The organism is Bacteroides celer, from assembly GCF_002632415.2.
Lineage (GTDB): Bacteria > Bacteroidota > Bacteroidia > Bacteroidales > Bacteroidaceae > Bacteroides.
In genome coordinates this window covers 5,949,580-5,970,262 of the sequence record NZ_CP178209.1, presented here as the reverse complement: position 1 = coordinate 5,970,262, position 20,683 = coordinate 5,949,580, and the positions used below count along the sequence as shown (strand labels likewise).

At 44.9% G+C, this 20,683-nt stretch carries 17 protein-coding genes; 12 read left to right on the top strand and 5 right to left on the bottom strand.

The genetic code is table 11. From position 1 onward, the window contains the following. Positions 1-261: 261 nt before the first annotated feature. Positions 262-1,941, bottom strand: coding sequence for a SulP family inorganic anion transporter (locus CJF29_RS23720; RefSeq protein ID WP_074559260.1), 1,680 nt, complete (start codon positions 1,939-1,941; stop codon positions 262-264). A gap of 249 nt (positions 1,942-2,190) precedes the next feature. Between CJF29_RS23720 and rbr the strand changes: the two genes are divergently transcribed. Further along, a complete protein-coding gene (gene rbr / locus CJF29_RS23715) occupies positions 2,191-2,769 on the top strand; it encodes a rubrerythrin (protein ID WP_004302842.1) in 579 nt (192 codons plus the stop codon). Positions 2,770-2,879: 110 nt separating this feature from the next. On the opposite strand, the gene nadB is transcribed toward rbr, so the two are convergent. Beyond that, entirely contained in the window at positions 2,880-4,451 is a 1,572-nt protein-coding gene (gene nadB / locus CJF29_RS23710; RefSeq protein WP_004298834.1) for an L-aspartate oxidase, read from the bottom strand. Positions 4,452-4,557: 106 nt separating this feature from the next. Here nadB and CJF29_RS23705 point away from each other — a divergent pair, with 106 nt between their 5' ends. From CJF29_RS23705 to dacB, 4 genes are all read left to right on the top strand, one after another. Next, a complete protein-coding gene (locus CJF29_RS23705; protein ID WP_074559259.1) occupies positions 4,558-5,010 on the top strand; it encodes a PH domain-containing protein in 453 nt (150 codons plus the stop codon). A 41-nt stretch (positions 5,011-5,051) separates the two neighbouring features. Continuing rightward, entirely contained in the window at positions 5,052-6,395 is a 1,344-nt protein-coding gene (lpdA, locus tag CJF29_RS23700) for a dihydrolipoyl dehydrogenase (RefSeq protein WP_074559258.1), read from the top strand. A gap of 64 nt (positions 6,396-6,459) precedes the next feature. After that, complete coding sequence (locus CJF29_RS23695) at positions 6,460-7,662, top strand: TlpA disulfide reductase family protein (RefSeq protein ID WP_074559257.1); 1,203 nt, start codon at positions 6,460-6,462, stop codon at positions 7,660-7,662. A 46-nt stretch (positions 7,663-7,708) separates the two neighbouring features. Then, entirely contained in the window at positions 7,709-9,115 is a 1,407-nt protein-coding gene (gene dacB, locus CJF29_RS23690) for a D-alanyl-D-alanine carboxypeptidase/D-alanyl-D-alanine-endopeptidase (protein ID WP_099147488.1), read from the top strand. A 232-nt stretch (positions 9,116-9,347) separates the two neighbouring features. Here the strand turns inward: dacB and CJF29_RS23685 are convergent, their stop codons facing one another. Together CJF29_RS23685 and CJF29_RS23680 are read right to left on the bottom strand one after the other, a co-directional pair. Next, the gene (locus tag CJF29_RS23685) at positions 9,348-10,847 is read right to left on the bottom strand and encodes an acetyl-CoA hydrolase/transferase family protein (RefSeq protein WP_099147487.1); all 1,500 of its coding nucleotides are present in this window, start codon (positions 10,845-10,847) and stop codon (positions 9,348-9,350) included. A 151-nt stretch (positions 10,848-10,998) separates the two neighbouring features. Further along, complete coding sequence (locus CJF29_RS23680; protein WP_009001353.1) at positions 10,999-11,481, bottom strand: hypothetical protein; 483 nt, start codon at positions 11,479-11,481, stop codon at positions 10,999-11,001. A gap of 336 nt (positions 11,482-11,817) precedes the next feature. Between CJF29_RS23680 and miaB the strand changes: the two genes are divergently transcribed. Further along, a complete protein-coding gene (gene miaB, locus CJF29_RS23675; RefSeq protein WP_099147486.1) occupies positions 11,818-13,200 on the top strand; it encodes a tRNA (N6-isopentenyl adenosine(37)-C2)-methylthiotransferase MiaB in 1,383 nt (460 codons plus the stop codon). Between the two features lie 207 nt (positions 13,201-13,407). Here the strand turns inward: miaB and CJF29_RS23670 are convergent, their stop codons facing one another. Continuing rightward, positions 13,408-14,121 (bottom strand): S24 family peptidase, encoded by a 714-nt coding sequence (locus tag CJF29_RS23670; RefSeq protein ID WP_074559252.1) that lies wholly within the window; start codon positions 14,119-14,121, stop codon positions 13,408-13,410. 464 nt (positions 14,122-14,585) lie between these two features. Between CJF29_RS23670 and CJF29_RS23665 the strand changes: the two genes are divergently transcribed. The 6 genes from CJF29_RS23665 (at position 14,586) to CJF29_RS23640 (ending at position 20,675) form a co-directional block, all read left to right on the top strand. Beyond that, complete coding sequence (locus CJF29_RS23665; protein WP_004298851.1) at positions 14,586-14,906, top strand: hypothetical protein; 321 nt, start codon at positions 14,586-14,588, stop codon at positions 14,904-14,906. Then, entirely contained in the window at positions 14,894-15,784 is an 891-nt protein-coding gene (locus CJF29_RS23660) for a DUF4373 domain-containing protein (protein ID WP_074559251.1), read from the top strand. The genes CJF29_RS23665 and CJF29_RS23660 overlap by 13 nt, the downstream gene beginning before the upstream one ends. A gap of 122 nt (positions 15,785-15,906) precedes the next feature. Continuing rightward, positions 15,907-16,425, top strand: a complete 519-nt coding sequence (locus tag CJF29_RS23655) for an HU family DNA-binding protein (RefSeq protein WP_004298855.1) — start codon at positions 15,907-15,909, stop codon at positions 16,423-16,425. Between the two features lie 97 nt (positions 16,426-16,522). Further along, the gene (locus CJF29_RS23650) at positions 16,523-17,050 is read left to right on the top strand and encodes an N-acetylmuramoyl-L-alanine amidase (RefSeq protein ID WP_074559250.1); all 528 of its coding nucleotides are present in this window, start codon (positions 16,523-16,525) and stop codon (positions 17,048-17,050) included. A gap of 5 nt (positions 17,051-17,055) precedes the next feature. Continuing rightward, entirely contained in the window at positions 17,056-17,151 is a 96-nt protein-coding gene (locus CJF29_RS23645; protein WP_149932071.1) for a smalltalk protein, read from the top strand. A gap of 107 nt (positions 17,152-17,258) precedes the next feature. Then, complete coding sequence (locus CJF29_RS23640) at positions 17,259-20,675, top strand: RHS repeat domain-containing protein (protein WP_176553185.1); 3,417 nt, start codon at positions 17,259-17,261, stop codon at positions 20,673-20,675. Positions 20,676-20,683 lie beyond the last annotated feature (8 nt).

Here is a 20,683-nt window from a genome sequence, read left to right as displayed (position 1 = left end):
TTTAGCTATTACGTATGCGGGATTTAGTACAACAATCCGTTTCTCGGTGTGAAACACTTTGTTTCCCGGTGTGAAACTTTTAGTTTCAAATAGGGTTTTGTTCAGCCCACGTGATAAATCTATATACCCCGCTTGTTGGGCATATAGATTCAGCGTATTGGATATATAGATCCTACACGTAGGCCATATATGCCGCACACATTGGATCTATATGTCCAATATGTACGGCATATATGGATTGCAAGTAGCTGATAAACAGTGCTATTCTACCAGGCTCTTTGCTCTTTCCAATGCTACATTGATATTCGGACAGATATTCTCTTTTCCCAGCAACTCGTAGAATCCGGCTTTTTCCAGTACATTATGCACGTTCTTGTTGACTCCCGAAAGAATAATGGTAGTCTTTTCCTTCTGCGACATTTCGCAGAGAGCAGTCAGGTTATGAATACCTGTGGAGTCGATGAACGGAACCTTGCGCATACGGATGATACGTACTTTGGGGCGGTCTCCCAGTTGTGTCATTGTCTCTTCAAACTTGGTAGCGATACCGAAGAAATAAGGGCCGTTGATTTCGTATACCTCAATGCCTTTGGGAATCATCAGGTTTTCTTCATGTACGGCAATATCCGATTCTTTGTTCGGGTCAATCTCGTCGGTAATCACCGAGATTTCGGTAGTCTCCATGACACGCTTCATAAAGAGAACGCAGGCAATGACCAATCCTACCTCAATAGCGACAGTCAGGTCGAAGATAACGGTCAGGAAGAAGGTGATAAGCAGTACGGTAACGTCCGATTTCGGATTCTTCAGTAAAGCTCTGAATACACGCCATCCGCTCATGTTGTAAGATACGATGACCAGTACGCCGGCAAGGCATGCCATCGGAATATATTGTGCGAGTGGCATCAGGAAGAGCAGAATCAACAGCAATACTACTGCATGAATGATTCCGGCTATCGGTGTCTTACCCCCGTTGTTGATATTCGTCATGGTACGGGCGATAGCACCTGTGGCGGGAATACCTCCGAACAAAGGGGCTATGATATTGGCTGCTCCCTGTGCGATCAGTTCTGTATTGGAATCGTGGCGGTCGCCTATCACACCGTCGGCTACAGTGGCCGACAGCAAAGATTCGATAGCTCCCAATACGGCAATGGTGATAGCCACCGGAAACAATTCCCTGATAGCTTCCCAATCCAGCGCAGGCACAACGGCATCGGGCAACTCTGATTTAATGGTGAAGCGGTCACCGATGGTCTGGATGCAGTCGATTCCTCCGAAGGTTTTCATCAGGTAAACGGCTACCGTGACTACGATGATGGCAATCAGCGAGCCGGGAATTTTCTTTGAGAACTTCGGAGTGATAGCGATGATAATAATGCTGACAATACTAACGATGGTATTCCACCAGTTGATTGTATCGAAGTGACGGAAATAAATCATCCACTTCCCGACGAAGTCTCCCGGCACTTTCTCGTCTCCGAAAGATAAACCGAAAATATCGGCGATTTGGGTCGTGAAAATAGTGACGGCGATACCGCTGGTAAATCCAACGATGATAGGGTAAGGAATGAATTTGATGACCGCTCCCAGCTTGAACACTCCTAATAATACAAGGAGTACGCCCGCCATCAGCGTGGCTACAATCAGTCCGGCCTCGCCGTATTGCTGTATGATGCCGTAGATAATGACGATAAATGCTCCTGTCGGACCACCGATCTGGACTTTGCTGCCGCCCAATAAAGAAATGATAAATCCGGCAATGATAGCGGTGATAATACCTTTTTCGGGTGAGACTCCCGAAGCGATACCGAAGGCGATGGCCAATGGGAGTGCCACGATACCTACGATGATACCGGCCATCAGGTCCGCCATAAACGTTTCTTTCGAATAATTCTTTAGACAAGAAACCAGTTTGGGTTTAAATTCAAATAGCTTCATTTTTATATGTTGTTATACGTGTACTTCATTCTTTTTTGCAAAGTGGAGGTTGCAAAGTTATATAAAATAATCGAAAGAAGTATGTTTTTGAACATACTATTTATCTATTGATAGATTTCATCGATGAGCCGATAGTTTTTATTCATCAAGAAAAGGTGGCTTGTTATGAACAAATCTCTTATATTTGCGTTATAAATAGTACGACAAGTTACGTTTGGTAATCAACCAATTTAAAATATAAATAGAATTATGGCTAAGAGTATTAAAGGAACTCAAACAGAGAAAAATCTGTTGACTTCATTCGCAGGAGAATCACAAGCTAGAATGCGTTACACTTATTTTGCAAGTGTCGCTAAAAAAGAAGGTTACGAACAAATTGCAGCTATCTTTACAGAAACAGCCGATCAGGAAAAAGAACATGCAAAACGTATGTTTAAGTTCCTCGAAGGTGGTATGGTAGAAATCACAGCTAGCTATCCGGCTGGCGTAATCGGTACTACACTTGAAAATCTTCGCGCTGCTGCAGCAGGTGAACATGAAGAATGGTCACTGGATTATCCTCACTTTGCTGATGTGGCAGAACAGGAAGGTTTCCCGATGATTGCTGCTATGTACCGCAATATCTCCATCGCAGAAAAAGGTCACGAAGAAAGATACCTTGCTTTCGTGAACAACATCGAAAATATGACTGTATTCGCTAAAGAAGGCGAAGTGGTGTGGCAATGTCGTAACTGCGGTTACATCACTGTAGGTAAGGAAGCTCCTGAAGTTTGCCCGGCATGTTTGCATCCGCAGGCTTATTTCGAGGTGAAGAAAGAAAACTATTAATCAATAGATTAAGTAGAATAAAGAAATGCCGCTTACAAATTACTGCAAGCGGCATTTTCTGTTTTTATAGGATATATTGCCTTTGTAAATAGCAATTGCTCTCTTTCTTGTTATTTCTTCACGTGCGGATAATCAATCGTATAATGTAACCCGCGACTCTCCTTACGTTCCATTGCCTGACGCATAATCAGATAGCCCACATTCACCATATTACGCAATTCGCAAATCTCTCTGGACGCTACACTGCGTTTGAACAGGCTTTCAGTCTCTTCGTAGATAATATCGAGTCTGTCCCAGGCACGTTTCAGACGGAGGTCGCTGCGGACAATACCTACATACGTACTCATAATCTGGTTCACTTCCTTCATACTTTGCGTAATGAGCACCATTTCTTCCGGCGAACGGGTTCCTTCATCGTTCCATTCGGGAATATCTTCATTATAAGAATATTGATCGACCACTTGTAGACTGTGCTTGGCGGCAGCGTCGGCATATACGACTGCTTCTATCAGTGAGTTGGAAGCCAGACGATTGCCTCCATGCAATCCTGTGCAGGAACATTCTCCCACGGCATAAAGACGTTCGATGGAAGATTGTCCGTCCAGGTCGACAAGGATACCTCCGCAGAGATAATGGGCGGCCGGGGCTACCGGGATATAATCTTTCGTGATGTCGATGCCCAGGCTAAGACATTTCTCGTAGATATTGGGGAAATGTTTCTTTGTTTCTTCGGGATCTTTGTGGGTAACATCCAGATATACATGGTCGTCTCCACGATTCTTCATCTCGTTGTCGATAGCGCGTGCCACGATGTCACGGGGAGCGAGTGAAAGACGGGGATCATATTTCTGCATGAACTCTTTGCCGTCCATTGTACGCAGTACACCTCCGTAACCACGCATTGCTTCCGTTATCAGGAAAGAAGGGCGGTCTCCCGGATGATACAGGGCGGTAGGGTGGAATTGTACAAACTCCATATCCTTCACCGTACCTTTGGCACGGTAAACCATGGCGATACCGTCTCCGGTAGCGACTAGTGGGTTAGTGGTCGTTTTATAAACGGCTCCTACTCCACCGGTAGCCATTAGCGTCACTTTAGCAAGATAGGTATCTACTTTTCCCGTTTTCGGATCGAGGATATAAGCACCATAACATTTGATGTCCGGTGTCTGACGGGTTACGGTTACACCCAAATGATGCTGTGTCAGGATTTCAATGGCAAACTGGTTTTCGATGACCGTGATATTCGGATGGCGTTGTACGGCTTTAATCAGGCTGTCCTGAATTTCCGCTCCCGTATTATCTTTATGGTGAAGAATACGGAACTCCGAGTGTCCGCCTTCGCGGTGCAAGTCAAATTCGCCTTTCTCGTTTTTGTCAAAGTCCACTCCCCACTTAATCAGTTCTTCAATTTGTGCGGGAGCTTCGCGCACTACCTTTTCTACTGCGGCACGGTTGCTGATCCAATCGCCTGCAATCATCGTATCTTCAATGTGCTTGTCGAAATTATCCACCAGAAGGTTGGTGACGGAGGCTACCCCTCCCTGGGCGAAGTACGTATTGGCTTCTTCCAGCCCACTTTTACAGATAAGAGCAACTTTACCTTTGTGCGCCACTTTCAGCGCAAAACTCATACCGGCAATTCCGGAACCGATAACGAGGAAATCGAATTTTCTTACCATAATCTTGTTATTTCTCACCGCAAAGCTACAAAATAAGTTACTTCGTTGTACTTTTCGTTGTCACTAATTCATAAAATTGCTACCTTGCAGGCAAAAATCTGACAAAATGAATCGAATTTTTCATGCCCGCATCGCCTGGTACCAATATTTCCTGTTGGTGGTGCTTACTGTGAATGCCGTCGGCGCATTGTGGTGTAAGTATATCTTGGTGGCAGTACTATTTATGTTGATGCTGATTGTAGTGATCGAACAAATTATACACACTACTTATACATTAACAACAAATGGTGATCTGGAAGTCTCACGTGGTCGTTTTATTCGCAAGAAGATCATCCCGCTTTCCGAAATTACTGCAGTCAGGAAATACCATTCCATGAAATTCGGCCGCTTCTCGGTGACGGATTATACCCTGATAGAATACGGAAAAGGGAAGTTTGTTTCGGTGATGCCTGTCAAGGAACAGGAATTTGCAGAACTACTCGAAAAGAGAATGTTCGCAAAGAAAATAAAGGCCACGGAGGCAATAGACCCTGTAGGTTCTCAAGCGGATGAATCGTAGCGTGTTTTGATAATAATGAAAAGATTAACTGATTATATACTATGAAATATCAAGTAATTATCATTGGTGGCGGTCCTGCGGGATATACGGCTGCCGAAACTGCCGGTAAAGGTGGTTTGAGCGTATTGCTTATCGAAAAGAATAGTCTGGGTGGCGTCTGTCTGAATGAAGGCTGTATTCCTACGAAAACATTGTTGTATTCGGCAAAGACTTATGACAGTGCAAAACATGCATCGAAGTATGCAGTCAATATCCCGGAAGTCTCTTTCGATTTGCCTAAGATAATAGCACGTAAAAGTAAGGTAGTGCGTAAACTGGTGCTGGGAGTGAAAGCGAAGCTGACTGCCAACAATGTTACAATTGTATCAGGAGAAGCGCAGATCATTGATAAAAATACGGTTCGCTGCGGGGAAGAAACTTACGAAGGAGAGAATCTGATATTATGTACGGGTTCGGAAACCTTTATTCCTCCTATTCCGGGAGTGGACGCGGTGAACTACTGGACGCATAGGGATGCTTTGGACAGTAAAGAATTGCCGGCTTCTTTGGCTATTGTTGGTGGCGGGGTAATCGGTATGGAGTTTGCGTCGTTCTTCAATAGTTTGGGAGTACAAGTGACGGTGGTTGAGATGATGGACGAAATCCTGGGTGGAATGGATAAGGAGCTTTCCGCTTTGCTCCGTGCGGAATATGCCAAACGTGGTATTAAATTCCTGCTTAGTACGAAAGTGGTCGGCTTGTCGCAAACGGAAGAAGGGGCTGTTGTTTCTTATGAGAACGCGGAGGGAAACGGCAGTGTCATTGCAGAGAAGCTGTTGATGAGTGTCGGCCGTCGCCCGGTGGCGAAAGGTTTCGGGCTCGAAAACCTGAATTTGGAGAAGACAGAGCGTGGCGCTATCAGAATTAATGAAAAGATGCAGACTTCTGTGCCGGGCGTGTATGTTTGTGGTGACCTGACAGGATTCTCTTTGCTCGCCCATACGGCTGTTCGTGAGGCAGAAGTTGCCGTACATTCCATTTTGGGGAAAGAAGACACCATGAGTTACCGGGCTATTCCGGGCGTAGTCTATACCAATCCGGAGATTGCCGGAGTGGGTGAAACGGAGGAATCGGCTTCAACGAAAGGAATCAATTATCAGGTTATCAAACTACCGATGGCTTACTCCGGCCGTTTTGTGGCGGAGAATGAAGGCGTGAACGGAGTTTGCAAAGTACTGCTGGATGAACAGCAGCGGGTGATTGGCGCTCACGTATTGGGAAATCCCGCTTCGGAGATTATCACTCTTGCGGGGACTGCCATTGAACTCGGACTGACGGCAGCGCAATGGAAAAAGATTGTTTTCCCGCATCCCACGGTAGGAGAAATCTTCCGGGAAGCTCTATAAACGGATTCCGATATCTGACATCGTTCATTGATGCGGGTATCTTACTTATAAAATCGAATATATGATGAGAAAATATATAATCACTCCGGTCTTATTGGCAATAGTTTGTATGGTGATGTGTCATTGTACATTTAATCGTAAAGCGTCAGTTGCTGCCAATGAATATTTGATTCAGGGCGAACTGGCCAATCTTCCTGACAGCATTGTGATCGGCCTGTACGAGGAAGACGGAAATATTCTCAACTGTGTCTTGAGAGATACGCTTATGAATGGGCAGTTCTCTTTCCGCGACACGGTTTCTACCACACGGAAAATGCTGATTATGTCTGATAACCGGGGCTTCCCGGGTACATGGCTGGAGGTGTGGATCGCACCGGGGGAATACATCGAAATCAAGGGGCAGGATAAACTAGTGAAAACATGGGAAGTAGTAAGCGATGTGCCGGAACAGCAGGAAGAAAATCACTTTACGGCTTGCGCGATGGCCCAACAGAAAGAATTGATGCAATACATGGCAGCGGAATATGACTGGCAACGGATGATGTTCATTGACCATCCGGGCGACCGGGAGTTTGAAAGTCAGGCGTGGGCCAAGATAGATTCTATCCGGAAACTGTCAATGCCGTTGCAGCAGGAAATCTGGAAAAAGGAAATGGAATACATGGAAGAAGCTCCCGTCTCCCCGGTGTGGATGGACAGGTTACTGTTTTTTGCTTCCATGATGAAATATAAAACCATCATGCCTTATGAAGAAGAGGTGAAAAAACTCTATGCCCGAATGTCCGAAGCTGATAAACAAACAGGTGACGGACAGGAGATTACAGCCTATGTTTATCCTCCCGCTACCGTAGGAGTTGAAGATATGATGGTGGATGGAGACCTATATGATGCGAATGATTCTCTCCGTCATATTTCCGAGTTCAAAGGAAAATTCATCTTACTCGATTTCTGGAGTAGCGGGTGTGGTCCTTGCGTGGAGTCGATACCCGAAATGGAGAAGGTGATGGATCTGTACAAGGATAAAATGACTGTGATTAGTATTAGTGAGGACCCGAAAGCACGTTGGAAAGAGTATATCAAGACGAAAGGAATGGGCGGTAACCAGTGGAACGAACTTCGTAAAGGACGTACCGGTCTTGCCCTAAATTATCAGGTACGGGGAATCCCTCATTATGTATTGATTGCCCCTGATGGAAAAATCCAGGATGTATGGTCCGGCTATGGCGCCGGTTCGCTTCTTGGACAGGTAGAGAAAAACTTGAAATAGATAGAGGTAAGATACGATCATTTGTTGATGTTATAAACAGTGTTATATGAAAAAAAGTCTTTTGTTAGTCGCCCTTTCAGTTTGTTTGTTGCCACTTTGGGGACAACAGAATTTCTCCCGGATAGATTCGCTTATCAAGAAGATGCTCCCCGAAGCATCCGAAATCGGCATATCCGTCTACGATCTGACGGCTAAGAAATCACTTTATAACTATCGTGCGGAGAAACTTTCACGTCCTGCCTCTACCATGAAGCTGTTGACGGCTATTACTGCACTTTCCCGCCCCGGAGCCAACGAGCCTTTCCGCACCGAAGTATGGCACGATGGCGTGATAGAGCATGATACCTTGCAAGGCAACCTGTATGTGGTAGGCGGATTCGATCCGGAATTTGACAGCCAGTCGATGGATTCATTGATAGAAGAGGTAATCACTTTCCCTTTTTCGGTTATTAACGGGCAGGTCTATGGTGACGTTTCAATGAAAGACTCCCTTTATTGGGGCAGCGGATGGGCCTGGGACGATACGCCTGCGGGCTATCAGCCGTATCTCTCTCCATTGATGTTCTGCAAAGGGACTGTCCAGGTTTCCGTAGTTCCCTCCACCGTGCAGGGCGATGCGGCAAGTGTTTCCTGCCAACCTGTATCTTCCTATTATACAGTAACGAATCAGACGAAAACACGTACCTCTTCTGCTGGGAAATTCTCTTTCACGAGAGACTGGCTGACGAATGGAAACAATCTCCTTGTTTCGGGCAATGTCACTTCGATCCGGAAAGATGATGTCAACATCTACGATTCCCCCCGTTTCTTTATGCACACTTTCCTGGAACGCCTTCGTGGGAAAGGAATCACGACTCCCCAGTCGTATGGCTTTGCCGAATTACCTCGCGACAGTGTGAGAGTAGAGCGTATGGCTTGCTGGAACACTTCTGTGCAGAAAGTGCTGAACCAACTGATGAAAGAGAGTGATAACCTCAATGCGGAAGCATTTCTCTGTCGCCTGGGAGCGCAGGCTACGGGAAAGAAGCAAGTAGCTGCCGAAGATGGTATTGTCGAAATAATGAAACTGATCCGCCGCCTGGGGCATGACCCGAAAGACTATAAGATTGCCGACGGTTGCGGACTGTCCAATTATAATTACCTCTCTCCTGCCCTGCTGGTGGATTTTCTAAAATATGCGTACTCGCAAACAGAAGTGTTTCAGATGTTGTATAAATCACTTCCCGTTGGTGGGGTGGACGGAACTTTGAAATTCCGGATGAAAGGTACTCCTGCTTTTCGGAATGTTCATGCCAAAACAGGCTCGTTTACGGCAATAAATGCGCTTGCAGGCTATCTGAAGATGAAGAACGGACATGAAGTGGCATTTGCCATTATGAACCAGAATGTACTTTCGGCGGCTAAAGCGAGAGCATTTCAGGATAAGGTGTGTGAGGTGATTATTGGGAAATAGGCTGATATGAATACATTAGCCCGTACAACCAAAGTGGAATTCCGTTGTTGAATCCGATTTCTATGTTGTCAAGGAGCAGGTACTATTCTCCATGGAGGGCTCTTTATTGATTCTTCTACAAAAAGACAATTGTATTCTCTAATAAGCAAAAATCGTAGGATTTTGTTTACCAGAGAATACAATTATACTTGTTTTGAATCGAATACTGTAAATTCTATACTCTATATTATATTTACTTTAAGTATTCAGCCCAATTAGTATTCTTCATATCGCCACTCTTAGCCAACTCTGCGTGCATACCCAGTGCAGCGTGTATAGCGTGCGGAGTCTGCGCTCTGTTACCTGCCAGTTTGAGGTAATCCCAAAGAAGCTCTTTGTAGTCGGGATGTGCACAGTTTTCGATGATGGCTTGTGCGCGTTCTTTCGGGCTCTTGCCACGAAGATCGGCAACACCTTGCTCGGTGATAACGATGTTTACAGAGTGCTCGCTGTGGTCGAGGTGAGAAACCATCGGTACGATTGCACTGATCTTACCTTCTTTTGCCACAGACGGACAAGTGAAGATAGAGATGTAAGCGTTGCGGGTAAAGTCGCCCGAACCACCGATACCGTTCATCATTTTAGTTCCGGAGATATGAGTTGAGTTTACGTTTCCGTACAGGTCAACTTCGATGGCTGTATTGATAGAAATGATACCGAGACGGCGAACCACTTCCGGGTTGTTGGAAATTTCCGACGGACGGAGAACCAGTTTATCGCGGAAGAAATCCATATCGTTGTAAATGCCTTCCAGACAGTCGTTTGTAACAGTCAGTGAGCAGGCGCTACCAAATTTGATACGTCCTTCGCGAATCAATCCGATCACGGAATTCTGGATAACCTCTGTATACATCTCAAATGCAGGAATCGTTTTGTCACGTCCCAATGCACCGAGTACAGCGTTGGCGATGTTTCCTACACCCGATTGCAAAGGTAAGAAACTAGACGGGATGATACCGCGTTTCATGTCGGCAGCAAGGAAGTCGGCAACATTCTGACCGATTTTGTCGGTCAACGGATCAGCAGCAGCGAAAGAACGCGCTTCATCCGGCCAGTTGGTTTCCACTACGCCTATAATCTTTTTCGGGTCTACCTGAACGTAAGGCAGTCCGATACGGTCACTCGGTTTGTAGATCGGTATTTCGCGGCGGTAAGGCGGGTCGAGCGGTTCGTATACGTCGTGCATACCCATACCGGATTTGCTGTGTGCGCTGTTCAACTCCACGATAATCTGGTCGGCAAGACGGCAGATAGTCGGTGAAATACCACCGGCGGCAGTCAGATAAATCTTTCCGTCGGGAGTCACTTCGCAGGCTTCGATGATGGCTACGTTTACTTTGCCCATGAACCCGTAGCGCACTTCCTGTGCCATTTGTGAGAGGTGTATGTCGTTGTAGGCAATCTCTCCGTTGTTCACAGCTTTGCGGAAGTCGGCGTTGGTAGTATAAGGAGCGCGGTAGCGGATGGCTTTGGCACGTGACAGTACGCCGTCACAGGATTCCCCTGTTGATGCGCCTGTGAAAATTCCTACTTGAAACGGGTTTCCTTTCGCATGTTCTGCTTCAGCAATTTTTGCGAGTTCGGCTGTTACAGCCTTGGCCGTTCCGGCGGGAGTAAATCCGCTTAGGCCGATGTTATAGCCATGTTTAATCAGGCTTGCAGCTTCCGCTACCGAAATACGATTGAATGACATAAAATAGTAAATTTCGTGTTAAAAAACAGTTGATAAATTATGGTTAGTTATTGCTCAATGCTCTTAGCTCAATGTTCTTATAACCAATGTGTAATATTTAATCTTCTCTGATATATTTAGTGCATTTGGCAATGCTTTCATTTCTCCTTTTCTAATACTTTCGTTGAAGTATTTCTCCCCAGATAATAGCGCGTCGGGCTTCTTCTGCCGAATGAATCGTGAAGTCTTGTTCGTTGGGTGATTCGTGAGGAGTGTTATAGTGAGAGCCTTGCCTGGTATTTCGCTCATCCTGTGCGGCACTGTTTGCCAAGGATGCAGCGACGGATACTTCTTCTTTTTTCTTTTTGGATTTCGACGCCGGTTGTGCAACCGGTTTCGATATTGGTTTCGCAGCCGGTTTGGCTACGGTTGGCTCGTAAGAAGATGCGGGTGGGAACAATTCGTCGAGCGATTTGCCTCTGCCCCATGCTTCGGGCATAGGAACAACATCCGGATCTATTTCTGTGGGAGATGACATTGGGGGAACAGGGCGTTTATTTTGAGCCTTTTTCGACTTGCTATTTTTATTCACCTCTTTGAATATTCCCACAAGAATGACACCTGCTATCAAGAGAAATTTCAAAAAATCTTCCATTGTGCTTCACTTCTAAATAGTTATCCGCCAAAGGTAGGCATTTTATCTGGTTTGAACTAACATTTGGGTATGAAAAAAGGGCAGCTTCACAGCTCCCCTTAATTTTTTTAACCTAAACCTTAACTATGAAAAAATCTAATGTTTCTTTCATTGCACAAATGTGAAGAATAAATTTAAATTTGCCAAGCATATCGCCTAAAAATATTTATTCTCTTAACATAAATTACAAATTTGCTTGCCAAATCATAAGTTTTTGCGTTATTTTGATATCAATTCACTACTTATTGAAAGCGAAGCCGTATCTTTGCATCCGAATTTTTAAACTAAGATTTGAGTATGAACGAATTAACGGGAGCGGACTTTAAATCCGCAACTGAAATGAAGGATGACAACAAAAAGTTGTTTATCGAAACCTATGGCTGCCAGATGAACGTAGCCGACAGTGAGGTGATTGCCTCGGTGATGCAAATGGCGGGTTATTCCGTAGCCGAAACGCTGGAGGAAGCCGATGCCGTGTTTATGAATACCTGTTCCATCCGCGACAATGCGGAGCAGAAGATTCTGAATCGCCTGGAGTTTTTCCACTCGCTGAAGAAAAAGAAAAAGCACCTGATTGTAGGTGTATTGGGTTGTATGGCCGAGCGGGTAAAGGATGATCTGATAACGAATCATCATGTCGACCTCGTTGTGGGGCCGGATGCTTACCTGACGTTGCCCGACCTGATTGCTGCCGTAGAAACCGGTGAAAAAGCAATCAATGTGGAACTTTCTACTACCGAGACTTATCGGGATGTGATTCCGTCGCGTATCTGCGGCAATCATATTTCGGGTTTTGTATCCATCATGCGTGGCTGCAATAACTTCTGCACCTATTGCATCGTGCCCTATACTCGTGGACGTGAGCGTAGCCGTGACGTAGAAAGTATCCTGAATGAAGTGGCAGACCTCGTGGCGAAAGGCTATAAGGAAGTCACCTTGTTGGGGCAGAACGTCAACTCTTACCGTTTTGAAAGACCGACAGGCGAAGTGGTTACTTTCCCGATGTTGCTCCGAACAGTGGCCGAAGCTGCTCCGGGAGTGCGTATTCGTTTCACAACTTCCCATCCGAAAGACATGAGCGATGAGACGTTGGAAGTAATTGCGCAAGTCCCCAATGTGTGTAAACATATCCATCTGCCTGTGCAGAGCGGCAGTTCGCGTATTCTGAAACTGATGAACCGTAAATATACCCGTGAGTGGTATCTGGACCGGGTGGCAGCTATCAAACGTATCATCCCCGATTGCGGATTGACTACCGATATTTTCTCCGGTTTTCATTCTGAAACGGAAGAGGATCATGCCTTGTCACTTTCGCTGATGGAAGAATGTGGATACGATGCTGCTTTCATGTTTAAATACTCCGAACGTCCGGGAACGTATGCATCGAAGCATCTCGAAGATAATGTGTCCGAAGAGGTGAAAGTACGCCGCCTGAACGAAATTATCGCTTTGCAGAACCGTCTGTCTGCCGAATCCAACCAGCGTTGCATCGGTAAAACGTATGAAGTGCTTGTAGAAGGAGTTTCCAAGCGTTCGCGCGACCAGCTGTTCGGCCGTACGGAGCAGAACCGTGTGGTGGTGTTCGACAGAGGTACGCATCGTGTCGGTGATTTCGTCAATGTGCGTGTCACGGAAGCCAGTTCGGCTACGCTGAAAGGGGAAGAGGTTGCTGCGGATTAGTTTGTTGCAGAATTTTAGGACCGAACAAGTGTTGCGTGGATTAGCATAGACTATTCCATTTTATATACTTTTCACTGTTTAAGATACCTCTCGCTGTAGAGGATACGAAGGGCGCAGAGCTTAGAGAAAAATAATAGCTCTGTGTCCTTCGTGTTTTCTGCACTCTCCATATTCTTCATATCTTGCGTGCTCTCTCTATGGTGAGACTTACATCATCATGTGCCTTCTGATGGAGAATTTCACAATTGCCATTGCGTTGATAGACGCGAATGGAATATCCATCGGCTCATGGTGTGTGTTGTAACTCACCAGTTTGAGATAACCTTCCTTGTCCGAACGGTTTACGTATTTTACTGCCAGATACTCGTCTCCGTCAATCATAAACGAAACCAGGTATATTTCCCCGTAAATGACATTGTCGAAGCTGCTGATTTCCTTGTATCCGATAATGTCTCCCGATTTCAATATAGGGTACATGCTGTCTCCGTTGACGTAGACCGCCCCGTCGCAGACGGATATATTGGGAATCAATATCTTCCCCAGTGCATACTGCTGCTTGTTGGTGAATAATGTTTTCAGATTGGCTGCCGCTGTGATATCGTACAACATGACGCTGCGGTCATCTATTGGTTCCGCTGTTTTCGGATTGTGTATAATCTCCACTTCTCCTTTTACCAGCTCGCTTTCGCACAATCTCGGCTGGTGTTTCGGGTTGCCTTTTCCTAATAATAGCCAGTTGTAGTCTACCTTGTCCCCAAACTTGTCGAGCAGCAGACGGAAATCAATACTGTTCCGCGCCCCCCAGTTGGATACTGTGGCACGTGATACGCCTAAATATTCAGCTAATTCGCTGTCGTTCTTGAAGTTTAGCACCTGTTTGGCACGCTTCACGATTCCTGTAACATCCAAAAATGTATCCATTCTATGATCGTTTATTTTTGATGTAAAAATTCATAAACTCGTTAATTGCTCATTGATAATCTGTTATCTACTTTTTGAAAGTTAATTTCCAAAATCTTTTGTTTTCTTTGTGAAAACTGTTTTATATTTGTAGCAACGAAATCACAAATATGTTTCAAAAATATAAATATTAAATAGAAAAACCATGAGAAATAGCAAAAAGTTTACGAAAGGTTGCAAAATACCTCATTCACCGCCTTTTTAAGGAAACCGTACCGGACGGGCGGAAGTAATAGTAAGCCTGCTTGCAGCGTCTATATATCTTGCATATAAGATCTATATATCCTGCGTGTAGCATCTATATACCCAATGTGCAGCCAATATATCTCCAATATACAGCAACTATATGTCCTGCGCGCCAGCGATATATCTTCAATATACAAACAAATATTTAAATATGAAAACTCTAAAAACGGAAAAGCAATATGGAAACCATTATGAACAAATCTCTATGCATCTGCGGATGTTGCAAGCGGGAGCTTCCACAGGAAGCCTTTTATATGAATCAGCGTACCCGTACTACGGATAGCTACTGCAAAGAATGTCGTAAGGCAAACGCACGCAGACATCGCAATCAGGATAAAAGTACATTATTTGAAAACAAATCTGTTTCCTATCCGGTGATAACCGAGGTGAAGGACTACGCTTTGCGAATGTTCCTTATCCGTCATGCCCGGCAAGTGGTGTCGGACAGTATCCGCCGGAAGCAGGAAAAGGAAAAACTACGCGCACTATGGGAAGAATAAAACAGGGGTTGGATTATTTCCCCATGAGCACCAGTTTCATGCACGACCGTATAGTGCGTCGTGTCATGAAACGGGAAGGTGATGCCGCTTTTGCCACATTGGTAGAAACGCTATCGTACATCTATGCCGGAAAAGGATATTATATCCCTGCCAGTGATGAGTTTTACGACGAACTGACGGACAGCCTTTACAATACGGATCTTGATGACGTGAAACGTATCATCGCCCTGGCCGTGGAGTGTGGACTGTTTGATGCCGGGCTTTTCCGGCAATACGGCATCCTGACTTCCGCCGATATCCAACGACAGTATCTCTTTATCACCAAGCGGCGCAGCAGCTCGTTGATAGACCCCGCCTACTGCCTGTTGGAAGCGGAAGAGCTTGCATCGTACCACACTTCTCCAAACAGCAAAAATAGTGCGGAGGATGCTGATAACAAAACCGCCTGTGATGTAACACCAACTGCTGATACTGTAACATCAACCACCGATTCTGCAACATCGGAAGCCGAAATGTCGACATTGGGTACACAAAACAAAGAAAAACAAATTAAAACAAATCAAAACAAATTAAACCACCTCTCTGACTCTCCTCAAGGAGAGAACGGAGGAGGAAAAATTTTGAAAAGTAGGAAGGTGATGACACAGGAGGATATCAACAATCTGCAACCACCGTCCGACGGCATGCAGCGTAACTTCGAGGGACTGCTGGAAAACCTTCACTCTTACAAGATTCCGCCTTCCGAGCAATACGCCATTATCCTGAAAAGCAACTTCGGAGCTATCGGACACCCGGTGTGGAAGGGATTCAGCAGCATCCGCGGGAGCAATGGGAAGATCAAATTGCCGGGGCATTATCTTTTGAGCGTAATTAATTAATTGATGAACGCACTTTGAAAAAATGATTGGGTCAGTCTGAATAATACCCGTATCTTTACAGTGTCATTAAGCTTAAGGACAAAACTAAACTAATTTATTAACACGTAAAAACTATTACAATTATGCCAGTATTGTACAAACCCTTCCAGTCCATTCTGGAAGACAAAAACAAAAAGAAATTATTTCATCCCCGTGTGATCTACACGGCCAATGTGTCAACCACCCAACTCGCCAAAGAGATAGCCGCTTACTCGTCTCTCTCCACGGGTGACGTGAAGAACACGCTTGATAACCTGGTGACAGTGGCTGCACAGCATCTGCAAGCATCGGAAAGTGTAACGCTCGACGGCTTCGGGACTTTCCGTATGGTGATGAAGTCCAACGGTAAAGGTGTGGAACTGCCAGAGAAAGTATCGGCTGCCCAAGCTTCCCTTACCGTCCGCTTCCTGCCCAACTACACCAAGAATCCCGACCGTACCACCGCTACCCGTTCTTTGGTGACGGGTGCCAAGTGTGTCCGTTTCGACCTTGCCGATACTTCGGCTTCCGGTGGCGGAGATAGTGGTAAACCTGATGGTGGTGGCTCCGGCAGCGGTGGTTCCGGCGATGGCGGTGGAGAAGCACCGGATCCGGCAGCATAGTCTGCACATAGGTCGCAACACAAACACGAATGGCTGACTAAACGACTAAACGGAGCTTTTTAACTAGACTAGTAAACTAAACTAATTATCCACTAACATGCGAATTATTAACTTAATCGTGGTGCACTGTAGTGCCACGCGGGGGGATTGTACGCTCTCTCCGGAAGATTTGGACAGGTTGCACCGGCGCCGTGGATTCAACGGAACAGGCTATCACTACTACATCCGCAAGGATGGAACAGTGCACCTCACCCGCCCCATCGAACGCATCGGAGCACATGCAAAAGGTTTCAACGCTCACTCGATAGGTATCTGCTATGAAGGTGGTCTGGACTGCCGGGGACGCCCGGCAGACACCCGGACTCCGGCACAGCGAGCCACGCTCCGGCAACTCGTCGGGCAACTACAAGAGAAATTTCCCGGTTGCCGGGTATGCGGACATCGGGATCTTTCGCCGGATCTCAATGGAAACGGTGAGATAGAACCGGAAGAGTGGATTAAACAGTGCCCGTGTTTTGAGGTGGCAAAGGAATTCAAACACTTCGGAGAATTCATTGCTGGAATTGAAAATACGGAAGAACACAGAGTAACACAACACATTAAAGAACAGAAAGGAGGTAAATGATGGCAATGAAGAAATCAGTATGGGATATGATCCTGAAAGTGGTTATCGCAGTGGCTTCGGCTGTGGCAGGCGTTTTGGGCGCTAATGCGATGAATTTGTAAAAACAAGAAACTCCGTAAGTTGGTAATTATTGGGATAGATAGGCGGCTTACGGAGTTTTATATAAAAAGTAATTAAAGAATAATGAATATAAATGGAAAGTAATTGTATGAAAAAAATATTTTGTTTATTGGGCGGATTGTTTATAGCCCTTATTTCTAATGCTCAGGAAGATTTATGGTCAACACCGCTGACTGCCCCTCAAGTATGTTCCCCTCAGGTGGCAGAGATGCTTCGTTTTGACAAAACTGTTTCCTGCCTTAATTCGGGGAAGGTAGATTTGAGCATTCCTGTGATTGATTTTCAAGATCCGGATTTTGATTTAGATATGTCTCTCAGTTATAATTCGGGAGGTTTCAAACCATCCGAACCGGATAACTTTGTGGGAAGAGACTGGAGTTTGGTGACAGGCGGCGTTATATATCGAGAGGTGAAAGGAATTCCAGACGATATTGCTGTTGAAAACGGAGATATGCAATCTCATCCTTTATTGAAAGGTTTTTTGTTCCATTCTGGTTTGAACACATCCAATGAAAATTTTATTTCTACATTAGAGAAACAGCCGGAAAAATTGTTATGGAGAACTATTGACGGAAAGTCGACACTTTTTGCTTCTGACTATTATTCTTTTCCTTCATTTGCAGGAACAGGCGTCGAAGCATCCTCGGACATCTATCATTATCGTTTTGGAAAATATTCGGGACAATTCATTATTAATTTCGACCGAAGTGTCAGCGTATTGGCTCATAATGGTGGGCATATAAGTGTCGATTTGAGTGATTATCATGCCGACATGGATACAGGCTACCGTTATTCGGTATTGAAGATTACCACAGATGATGGATATGTCTATTGTTTTGGTGGTACGTATGCTGCAATGGAGTATACAGCACTATCGTGGGAAAATGTTTTCGGACAGTCGAACGTACAAGCCTCCAATTCGATTTCCTCTTCGGCATTTTTGCAGGATAGAACCCCCGAAGTTTCCGCCTTTTGTCTTTCACGTATTGTTGCCCCCAATGGCAGGGAGCTGATTGTTAGATATGTAGACAGGGTTCCTTCTGAATATCACGACGATCCGAAAGCGTTGATTCTGTCTCCTTTTCGATATGAAGAACTGTTGAAATATCGCATCAACGAATGTTACCAACTTAGTGCTTCACCGATTGCGCGTGCTCCTAAGAGGGAAGCCGACAGGAGCTACACCCTGACAAAAATCGCATTAATAGAATCTATAGAAACGGATGACAAAATCGTGAAATTTTATTATTCGTATCCAGGAATGAATGAATTGTTTCCACTTGCAGAAGCCGGGAAGTTTGGGCTGTCTTGTCGCACAAGACTCGACTCGCTGTCACTCTTTGCCGCAGACAGCAGTCTTGTGGAAAGTTGTCGGCTGACCTACTTTCAGAATCATAAATATTCTTTCCTTTCCGAAGTCTTTCATTCCCGTCTCGGAAAGTATTCGTTTGAATATTCATCTGTCGAATTACCCAATCCGCTGACTATCAATGTAGATTATTGGAAGTATTGGAGAGGTAATGAGGTCAATGAATATTTGATGCCCGAGCTGGAACATATATGGCCGACCAATGATATATGTGTAATAACAAAAGATCGTGAACCAACCGGCAAGCAATATGAGGCAGGGTTATTACAGGCTGTTTATTTTCCAACTGGTGGAAAAGCGGGTTTCGAATATGAGCCACATACTTATGGCAGCTATGTAGACAGACAGAACGGTTGCAACTATCAACCGGATCTTTGCCTGATGAGTAAGGATGAGATGGCAGGAGGTGCCCGTATTAAGAAGATTTCACTTTATGACGGCAAAGCATTGGTGAAAGAAACGCGCTACTTGTATTGGCAAGACAGAAATCAAAAGAAAAGCAGTGGTATTTTGATGTATAAGCCTCATTATGGTGTTCCTCGGCATAGCAAAGTATTGGGAGAAGAAGATAGCTACATAACGACTTTTAAGTATTTTAGCGAAGGATTTAATATTGTAGACCGGACATCGGAACACATCGCTTATTCTACTGTCATTGAATGCGAATCTGGACAATACACAAAGTGGGATTCTGTTTTTTATCTATGTGTGGCTCCTCTTGATGGACTCAGAAAACGGCAATTTCAACTGAATGTAGGTTGTTTGGAAGAGAAAGAAAAAGGGGCTACTTATACTATTCGAGGATATTCGGGCACTGAAATTATTATCAGTCGGGGAGGTCGTGTTTTTAAAGAGTACTGTTTTGATGACGAGTCGTCAAATAAAGACATTACATTCGACCTGTCCGAGTTGCCTATAGGGAATTATCATGTGCAGCTTAAAGCGGAGCCGATGAAGTATGTCGGTATACGGGTGAATTATCCAGAGGTTATAGAAATCACTGGTGCCTGTAAGATTACCCATTTTACTGATTATGCCTCACATCCTGATGTGCCCAGAGAGATCACTTTCGCCAACAACAGTATGTTGGAAAGTTTTGTCATAAAAGTGTTGGACGAACAATACGTGAGGAACTATCAGACAGATCCCATACGGTATGCGTACGCCCGTGGGAAAATATTGACAGAATATGATTATAATTCATCGGGAAGGCTGGTCAAAACGGTCCGCAATAAATATGATTTCTCAAATTCGGATTTCGCGACTTACGTGATGCAGTCTGCTTCTTATGTAGGGACCCAGTTTGGCGTATATTATCAGATAGCTCGTATGCCTCTTGGTGCTTGTGTTCTGACGGAGCAAACAATCAGCGAATGGGATGGAAACACACAACTGGAAACTAGTCAAACAAATACGTACGATGCCATGGGATACTTGAAGGAAACGAAAACTACTACTTCCGAAGGTGGAATTAATATAAAGAAATATTTATATGCTTTTGAGCAGACAGATGATGAAGTCTATGAAGAGATGCGAAAAAGAAATATGTATGGATATGTTATTAGTGAATCCGTAAGTACGTTTACTCCGGAAGGTATGGAAAGAGACCGCGAAGCAGTTTTCCGTATGTTTTCTCTCTCCAGTAACAAACAAGGTGAAGCCAATATCCCTGTAGTTTCTTCCATCTATTGCTCGACTGGGAGCTTGACACCCGAGTTACGCAGAGAATACCTCCGCTACGACGGTTATGGAAATCCAGTTTATCTCTGTAATGACCGTTCACGTCATACGGTTTATATTTGGGGATATCGGGGCAAGCATTTGATAGCGCAAATAGATAATGCCACTTATGAGGAGGTTAAACAAGCATTGGGAAATATTCTGCCGGAGTCGTTCTCTCTGCAGGAAGCACCGGATATGACGTCCATAGACAACCTTAGGAGCAGCCTTTCCGAAGCGCACGTGTCTACCTATACTTATACACCACTCATTGGCATGATTTCGGCAACTACACCGGATGGTCGTACTACATACTACGAATATGATGCAGCTGGACGATTGCAGGAGCAATATTTATTGGAAGGTGGAGAGAGGAAAATTCTTGAACACACGGAATACCATTATGTACGCTTTTAAACAAGGAA